3 protein-coding genes are annotated in these 9841 nt (G+C 46.1%); all 3 read left to right on the forward strand.

Features of this window, described 5'->3' with window-relative positions; translation table 11 throughout:
• Positions 1-1818: T9SS type A sorting domain-containing protein (locus tag ABD792_RS17485; RefSeq protein ID WP_345007665.1), on the forward strand; the 1818-nt coding region annotated here is incomplete at its 5' end.
• Between the two features lie 732 nt (positions 1819-2550).
• On the forward strand, positions 2551-4533 hold the full coding sequence (locus tag ABD792_RS17490; protein ID WP_345007666.1) for a T9SS type A sorting domain-containing protein: 1983 nt from the start codon (positions 2551-2553) through the stop codon (positions 4531-4533).
• A gap of 312 nt (positions 4534-4845) precedes the next feature.
• The coding region (locus ABD792_RS17495) for a putative metal-binding motif-containing protein (protein ID WP_345007667.1) at positions 4846-9841 on the forward strand (4996 nt) is incomplete at its 3' end.

Consider the following 9841-nt stretch of genomic DNA (forward strand, 5'->3'; position numbering starts at 1 on the left):
CCAGCAGGATTCAGTGGTATGTGGACAGTAGAATCAGGAACGGCCACCATAACAGATAATACGAGCGCGACCACAACGGTAACGGGCGTTCCTGCAGGAACCACAGCTACCTTACGTTGGACATTGACCAACGTTGCGAATTCAAACTGTACGGATTATGACGAAGTTGATCTGACTAATAATGCAAACCCAATTTGCAATATAACCGGCGACAATGTAATCTGTGCAGGTCAAGATCCTGCAGAAACAGCAAGCTTTACCGCTTCAGGAGGTACTAGTTATAGTTGGACTGGACCGGGTAATTTTACAGCTAATACTGCAACAATTTCAGGTTTAACAATACCGGGTGAATATGAGGTAACAGTTACGGATGCTAATGGTTGTTCTTCAACTTGTTCCCGTACTTTAACCGTAAACGGAACAAATGCCGATCCAGCGGTAACACCAGCCTCATATTGTGAAGATAATCCACCAGCATCCTTATGCGGCTATGCTTCTACCGATGTAGAAGGTGCCGAAATTGTATGGATAGGATTTGTTAAAGATGGAGGCGAGGTACAGGATGTAGTTATCGATCCTAATACCGGATGCCCATATCCACCAACAGTACCCGGTGTGTATGCATTCTTAGTTGAGATCGATACACAGGATGAATGTATAACAGAATCAGGAGCAGCTACTGTATTCGAGGTATATCCACTTCCAGTGGTTGAAGCCGGAGATCCTCCGCTTGCAATATGTAATTTAGAGGGTAACTTTGTGCAGCTTACAGGCTCACCTGAAGGCGGAGAATGGAGTGGCCCATACATTACTACAGACGGATTATTTACAGTACCAGCAGGAGGTATCCCTGCCGCTAACTATACGGTAACCTATACCTATACCGATGGTAACGGTTGTACCAATAGTGATACGGTTGATATTCCTGTGGTAGAGTGTACCGAGTGTGGAACAGCCTTTGGTGTTGCTGTTAATGGCGAAGGAGCCGAGGCTGCAATCGATACTAGTATTAGTACGTGTTTCCGTGAAAACGGTTTCCACCGTTGGGGCTGGACCAATGCCATTACACCGTCTTGGGAACCTTATGTATTAGACCTTTACAGAGGTGCAGGTAAATGCTTGCTTAATAAAGGTGAGTATGTGGGTACAGTAACTATTAATTACAGTCCAGAGGATTATACCATTACTGCCTTGTATGAAATGGCAGCTGGTATAGGTTTGGATGAAGCCCACTTATATATAGGATGTGATGCTTACCCAACAGGTAAAAATGGTGAATACACTGTAGCACCGGGTCAGTATACCTTTAATGCGGGTGATTTGGATTTCGTAACGTCATGGAGTACCTCTACCGACGCCGAGAAGACCATTATAGTTCAAGGAGGTCCAGTAGTATATGTGATCGCCCATGCTGTGGCCTGTAGTGATGTTTCGGGTGAAGTGGCACCGAATGGATTTGTACCAACAACCGATTACGGTGAATTCCAGGAAAACATGCCTCCTGAAGCTGTTGAGGAATGTGTGGTTCAAATTGATCCTTGGGGCAAAGCCGATCAAGTTAAAGCCTATCCCGTTCCATTTGAAAACGAGGTTAATATCAGTTATAAATTTGATTATGATACGGATGTAAAAATCAAAGTATACGATATTAAAGGAGCTTTATTAAGACAGGCTGAAAATAGAAGCTACATTAAGAGCTCAGTTGGTAATACCAGATTTGATTTATCAAGAACAGACGATCAAATGTTCTTTGTTAGGGTTACCACAGCAAGAGGTAGCGTAGTTAAGAAAATTGTTTCATCAAAACCTCAAAAATAGCTTTTTGATGCTATAAGTTAAAAAGGAGCAGTATATATGTATATTGCTCCTTTTTTAAATGCTGTATGATGAATATAACAGCCATTGGTTTTGTAGCTAGAGAAAAGTTGAAAGTTAAAAATTAAAAGTGAAAAGTTAATTGTTGAAAGTGGAAAGTGAACAGCCAACACCCAGTACCCAATAGCTAACACCAATCACTAACACCAATCACTTTATAACCCATAACTGACAGTGGAAAGTTTAAAGCTAATAGCATAACGTGATAATCCAACAACTAACAGCCAACAGCTATGATCCAATACCCAGTTTTTAACATTTAATACCCATTACTCCAATAACCAATAACTTTAATCGAAAAGAATTCCTCGACGCTTTGCGTCGCGGTTTCCACTGACATTGTCATTCCCATGGAAATGGGAATCTAAATATAGAATTTCGGTTTTTGACCTTAAAGGTCAAAATGAAACGAGCGAAATACCTCTATGGATCTGCCTCGAGGATAGTTCGTTTCAAGAAATTCTTTATTAGAGGGAAATTTATAGATGCTAAAATTAGTAATCGCATTGACGTTTTGACCCTTGGTGTTTTACCGAAATTTATGGTGTTTCAACCATGAATACAGAATGATCTAGCTATTTATGAATATATTTAGTAGAGTGGCTGAAAATGTGTGTGTTATGCAAAAACACCAAATGCTTTTTAGGCTGCATGTAACCGTTAAATTTATTATGTATGGAAAAGCTTGTACTACTTATTTTTATGTTGGCCACTTCTGGAGTTTCATTTTCACAATGTTTGAACACCTCAGAATATACCGATCCTCCCATTCCAGTAGGTGTAGATATTAACGATGGGGAACAACATCAAATAGCTATAGGTATTGAAGCCGGACAGTATGTAGAGGTTACTGGACTTAATTCGGGAGACGAATATAAATTTACAAGCAACCGTACAGATACCAACAATCCCAATACCGATTTCATTACTATTCGTGACGGAGCTGATTTAGAGATAGTATATGGGACTTCTCCTTTGGCTAAAGATCCCATTGGTACGGCGACGATTAGGATTCACATCAATTTAGATTCGGGCTGTGGTACCGATGAGGATTTCCATACATTGACCATTCAAAACCTGTCGGCGGCCACCTGTAATATGCCAGGCGCTCCTGGGGGGATTAGCTATAAATCCGATGCCCGTATCGATTTTTACTGGAGCCCACCAGCCTTGAGTACGCCTACGGGCTATAATTGGCAGATAGTGCCTTCCGGAAACGATCCGGGAGATGATATAAAGGCTATGGGGTCAACAACGGCACCGACGACTGAAGCCAGTTCAGGGAGTGTTTTGATGCCCGGTACGTCCTATTGGATCTATGTGCAGTCGAGCTGTGCCTCCAATGAGACAAGTGGATGGTTCAAGTTCCCACCAACATACGTAACCAATAGCGCATCGCCACCAGACAACGATTTTTGTGATGGCGCGATCAAGGCAGTCCAAGATATCAATACGGATTTCGCTTCTGAGGCCACCCCTATTGTGGATAGTTTGGACGGAGGCGCGGGAACCGATGTCGCTGCAGAGAACTGTAACGGCACTACAGGAAACGCACGGGACGATGTTTGGTATTGGTTTTTGGCACAAACAGCCAGTGTAACCATAACATTGGATCCAACCTTCGATGGGGTTTTAACACTGTATTCAGGAGATTGCAATACGTTATCTTATTTGGATTGTTCAGACGACCCAAATACAACCCTGGCAGATGAAGAGATTATAGCCGGTGGTTTAACAGTGGGGCAGAGATATTATGTACGGGTGTACTATAAAGGCACCACCACACCTGTTAACCCTACGTTCGACTTAAGGATATGGTCTTCAACACCAGTTACTGATGACGATATGGATGGTTATGTAGACCACATAGATGTAGACTGCGATGATGATGACCCTGCAATCCATCCCGATGCAACAGAGATTCCAGACAATGGTATAGATGAAGATTGTGATGGAGCCGATCTTAAAACCTGGTATTTGGATGCCGATGAGGATAATTATGGAGATATTAATGAAACGAGCTTGTCAAATACACAACCAGACGGCTATGTTGCAAACAGTATGGATTGCGATGATACTAATAATGCTGTTCATCCCGATGCAACAGAGGTGTGTGATACCATAGATAATGATTGTGATGGGCTTATTGATGATGTTGATCCATCCGTGACGGGTCAGACTACTTATTATGTAGATTCAGACCAGGATGGTTATGGTGATGAAAACGATTCTGGGACAGGCTATTGTTCTGATCCCGGTGTTGGGTATAGTTTGACAAGTAATGATTGTAACGATAATGTGGCTGCAATCCATCCCGATGCTACAGAAATTTCAGATAATGGCATAGACGATGATTGTGATGGTATGACCGATGAAACGCTGGCTTTGGACACATTTGATTTTGATAAACTTATAATAAGACCCAATCCATTTAACTCAAATATTGTGATAGAAATTCCCAATATGCATGGTGAAACAATAGACATTGCAATATTTGATATTAGTGGGCGCATTATTTTGCGAAGTATCAAACAAGGTATTCATGATTATATCGAAATAGATCATTTAGATACTTTACAAAACGGAATCTATCTACTTAAGATTTCAACTCCAATACATAGTAGCAAAAAAATTATCAGGCGTATTGTAAAACTATAGCTTAATAGTGTTAGTGTTACGCTGCCTTTTATTTAAACAACAGAAGCAGGATAAAGGCCCCAATTGGATTTTGAACAGATTGATACTTAGGTAGCACTGCTTTTAAATACATGAGTATATGCTATCTATTCACTTGATAATAGAGGTTTAAGTGCTCCATGCCTTGCCTCGAAATCAAAAAATAAATTCCTGTAAATGCTTCGTGTACTTATGTCGAGAGAGCTTACCTATTCAGTGTTTGGGCTGTATTGATTCATACAGGAGCAATATAATCGAAAGGATGTTGTGTTTTATAAAGAAAAACATAAGGACATGAAAAAGGTTATATTTTTAATCTTTATGCTTTGTATATCAGGGGTATTGTATTCACAGTGTTTGAATAACAAAGCCTATGATGGAACGACTATTCCAGTAGGTGTAGATATCAACGATGGAGAACAACATCAAATAGCTATAGGTATTGAAGCTGGTGAGTATGTTGAAATTACCGGGCTTAATTCGGGAGACGAATATAAATTTACTAGCAATCGTACAGATACCAACAATCCCAATACCGATTTCATTACTATTCGTGACGGAGCTGATTTAGAGATAGTATATGGGACTTCTCCTTTGGCTAAAGATCCCATTGGTACGGGGACGATTAGGATTCATATCAATTTAGATTCGGGGTGTTCATCCGATATGGATTTCCATACACTTACCATTCAAAACCTGTCGGCGGCCACCTGTAATATGCCAGGCGCCCCTGGGGGTATTAGCTATAAGTCCGATACCCGTATCGATTTTTACTGGAGCCCACCTGCCTTGAGTACACCTACGGGCTATAATTGGCAGATAGTGCCTTCCGGAAACGATCCGGGAGATGATATAAAGGCCATGGGGTCAACAACGGCACCGACGACTGAAGCCAGTTCAGGGAGTGTTTTGATGCCCGGTACGTCCTATTGGATCTATGTGCAGTCGAGCTGTGCCTCCAATGAGACAAGTGGATGGTTCAAGTTCCCACCAACATATGTAACCAATAGCGCATCGCCACCAGACAACGATTTTTGTGATGGTGCGATCAAGGCAGTCCAAGATATCAATACGGATTTCGCTTCTGAGGCCACCCCTATTGTGGATAGTTTGGACGGAGGCGCGGGAACCGATGTCGCTGCAGAGAACTGTAACGGCACTACAGGAAACGCACGGGACGATGTTTGGTATTGGTTTTTGGCACAAACAGCCAGTGTGACCATAACATTGGACCCAACCTTCGATGGGGTTTTAACACTGTATTCAGGAGATTGCAATACTTTATCCTATTTGGATTGTTCAGACGACCCAAATACAACCCTGGCAGATGAAGAGATTATAGCCGGTGGTTTAACAGTGGGGCAGAGATATTATGTACGGGTGTACTATAAAGGCACCACCACACCTGTTAACCCTACGTTCGACTTAAGGATATGGTCTTCAACACCAGTTACTGATGACGATATGGATGGTTATGTAGACCACATAGATGTAGACTGTGATGATGATGACCCTGCAGTCCATCCTGATGCTACAGAAGTCTGTGATGGTGTAGATAACGACTGTGATGGCTTAATAGACGATGACGATGACGATTTGGATACTTCAGGATTAGATACCTTCTATGAAGATAATGATGGCGATGGTTATGGTAATCCCTTAATTACTGTACAAGCATGTTCAGTTCCCAGCGGTTATTCCGATAACAACACGGACTGTGACGACGGCGATGCTTCTGTTTATGAGCCACAGCTGTACTATGTAGATGCGGACGGCGACGGCTATGGGTCTACGGCCACTGCGATGCTCTGCGAGTCCGTTGCCCCCAGCGGCTATTCCGATAACAGCACGGACTGTGATGACGGAGATGTTTCCGTTCATGAGCCACAGCTGTACTATGAGGACAACGATGGTGACGGCTACGGGTCTACCACCACGACCATGCTCTGCGAGTCGGTTGCACCCAGTGGCTATTCCGATAACAATACGGACTGTGACGACGGAGACGCATCGGTACATGAGCCGCAGCTGTACTATGTAGATGCTGACGGCGACGGCTATGGGTCTACGGCCACGGCCATGCTCTGTGAGTCCGTTGCTCCCAGTGGTTATGCGACTAACAACACGGACTGTGATGATGGCGATGCGTCGGTACATGAGCCACAATTGTACTATGTCGATGCTGACGGCGACGGCTATGGGTCTACGACCACTGCGATGCTCTGCGAGTCCGTTGCCCCCAGCGGCTATTCAGCTAACAACACGGACTGTGACGACGGTGATGCGTCGGTACATGAGCCACAATTGTACTATGTCGATGCTGACGGCGACGGTTACGGGTCTACGACTACGGCCATGCTCTGCGAGTCTATTGCACCCAGTGGCTATTCCGATAACAACACGGACTGTGACGACGGCGATGCGTCCGTTCATGAGCCACAGCTGTACTATGTAGATGCGGACGGCGACGGTTATGGGTCTATGACCACTGCGATGCTCTGCGAGTCCGTTGCCCCCAGTGGTTATTCAGCTAACAATACGGACTGTGACGATGGCGATGCGTCGGTACATGAGCCACAATTGTACTATGTCGATGCAGATGGCGACGGTTATGGGTCTACGACCACGGCGATGCTCTGCGAGTCCGTTGCCCCCAGTGGCTATTCCGACAACAATACGGACTGTAACGATGGCGATGCGTCGGTACATGAGCCACAATTGTACTATGTCGATGCGGATGCAGACGGTTATGGGTCTATGACCACTGCGATGCTCTGCGAGTCCGTTGCCCCCAGTGGTTATTCAGCTAACAATACGGACTGTGACGATGGCGATGCGTCGGTACATGAGCCACAATTGTACTATGTCGATGCAGATGGCGACGGTTATGGGTCTACGACCACGGCGATGCTCTGCGAGTCCGTTGCCCCCAGTGGCTATTCCGATAACAACACGGACTGTGACGACGGCGATGCGTCGGTACATGAGCCACAACTGTACTATATCGATGCTGACGGCGACGGTTATGGGTCTACGACCACAGCGATGCTCTGCGAGTCCGTTGCTCCCAGTGGCTATTCAGCTAACAACACGGACTGTGACGACGGCGATGCGTCCGTTTATGAACCGCAGCTGTATTATGTAGATTCGGACGGTGACGGTTACGGGTCTACGACCACAGCGATGCTCTGCGAGTCCGTTGCCCCCAGTGGTTATTCAGCTAACAATACGGACTGTGACGATGGCGATGCTTCTGTTTATGAGCCACAGCTGTACTATATCGATGCTGACGGCGACGGCTACGGGTCTACGGCTACGGCAATGCTCTGCGAGTCGGTTGCCCCCAGTGGCTATTCCGACAACAATACGGACTGTGACGATGGTGATATAAACGTGCACCCAGGGGCGGTAGAGATATTGGACAACGGAAAGGACGATGATTGTGACCCAGGTACCTTGGACAGTTCAGCGGACACCGATGATGACGGCGACGGATATACGGAAAACGAAGGCGATTGCGATGATACCAATTTTGATATTAATCCAGATGCCATTGAGATATGTGATGGCAAGGATAACGATTGTGACGGACAAATAGATGAAGGCGTGACAACGACCTATTACGCCGATATGGACGGTGACGGTTATGGCGACTCGGGCAATACCATAGAGGCTTGCTCGGTCCCGGATAACTATGTAAGCGATAACACGGACTGTGACGATGGCGATGCCTCCGTTTATGAGCCACAGCTGTACTATATCGATTCGGATGGTGACGGCTACGGGTCTACGACCACTGCGATGCTCTGCGAGTCGGTTGCACCCAGTGGCTATTCCGATAACAATACGGACTGTGACGACGGCGATATAAACGTGCATCCTGGGGCGGTAGAGATATTGGACAACGGAAAGGACGATGATTGTGATCCAGGTACCTTGGACAGTTCAGCGGACACCGATGATGACGGCGACGGATATACGGAAAACGAAGGCGATTGCGATGATACCAATTTTGATATTAATCCAGATGCCATTGAGATATGTGATGGCAAGGATAACGATTGTGACGGACAAATAGATGAAGGCGTGACAACGACCTATTACGCCGATATGGACGGTGACGGTTATGGCGACTCGGGCAATACCATAGAGGCTTGCTCGGTCCCGGATAACTATGTGAGCGATAACACGGACTGTGACGATGGCGATGCGTCGGTACATGAACCGCAGCTGTACTATGTAGATGCTGACGGCGACGGTTACGGGTCTACGGCCACGGCGATGCTCTGCGAGTCGGTTGCTCCCAGCGGCTATTCCGATAACAGCACGGACTGTGACGATGGCGATATAAACGTGCACCCAGGGGCGGTAGAGATATTGGACAACGGAAAGGACGATGATTGTGACCCAGGTACCTTGGACAGTTCAGCGGACACCGATGATGACGGCGACGGATATACGGAAAACGAAGGCGATTGCGATGATACCAATTTTGATATTAATCCAGATGCCATTGAGATATGTGATGGCAAGGATAACGATTGTGACGGACAAATAGATGAAGGCGTGACAACGACCTATTACGCCGATATGGACGGTGACGGTTATGGCGACTCGGGCAATACCATAGAGGCTTGCTCGGTCCCGGATAACTATGTGAGCGATAACACGGACTGTAACGACGGCGATGCATCGGTACATGAGCCACAGCTGTACTATGTAGATGCGGATGGAGACGGTTATGGGTCTATGACCACAGCGATGCTCTGCGAGTCCGTTGCCCCCAGTGGTTATTCAGCTAACAATACGGACTGTGACGATGGCGATGCTTCTGTTTATGAGCCACAGCTGTACTATATCGATGCTGACGGCGACGGCTATGGGTCTACGGCCACGGCCATGCTCTGTGAGTCCGTTGCTCCCAGTGGTTATTCAGCTAACAATACGGACTGTGACGATGGCGATGCGTCGGTACATGAGCCACAGCTGTACTATGTAGATGCGGACGGCGATGGCTACGGGTCTATGGCCACGGCGATGCTCTGCGAGTCGGTTGCACCCAGCGGCTATTCCGATAACAGCACGGACTGTGACGATGGCGATGCTTCTGTTTATGAGCCACAGCTGTACTATGTAGATGCAGATGGCGACGGCTACGGGTCTACGACTACGGCGATGCTCTGCGAGTCCGTTGCTCCCAACGGTTATTCCGACAACAACACGGACTGTGATGACGGAGATGTTTCCGTTCATGAGCCACAGCTGTACTATGAGGACAACGATGGTGACG

Source organism: Snuella lapsa (genome assembly GCF_039539345.1).
Classification (GTDB): Bacteria; Bacteroidota; Bacteroidia; order Flavobacteriales; family Flavobacteriaceae; genus Snuella; species Snuella lapsa.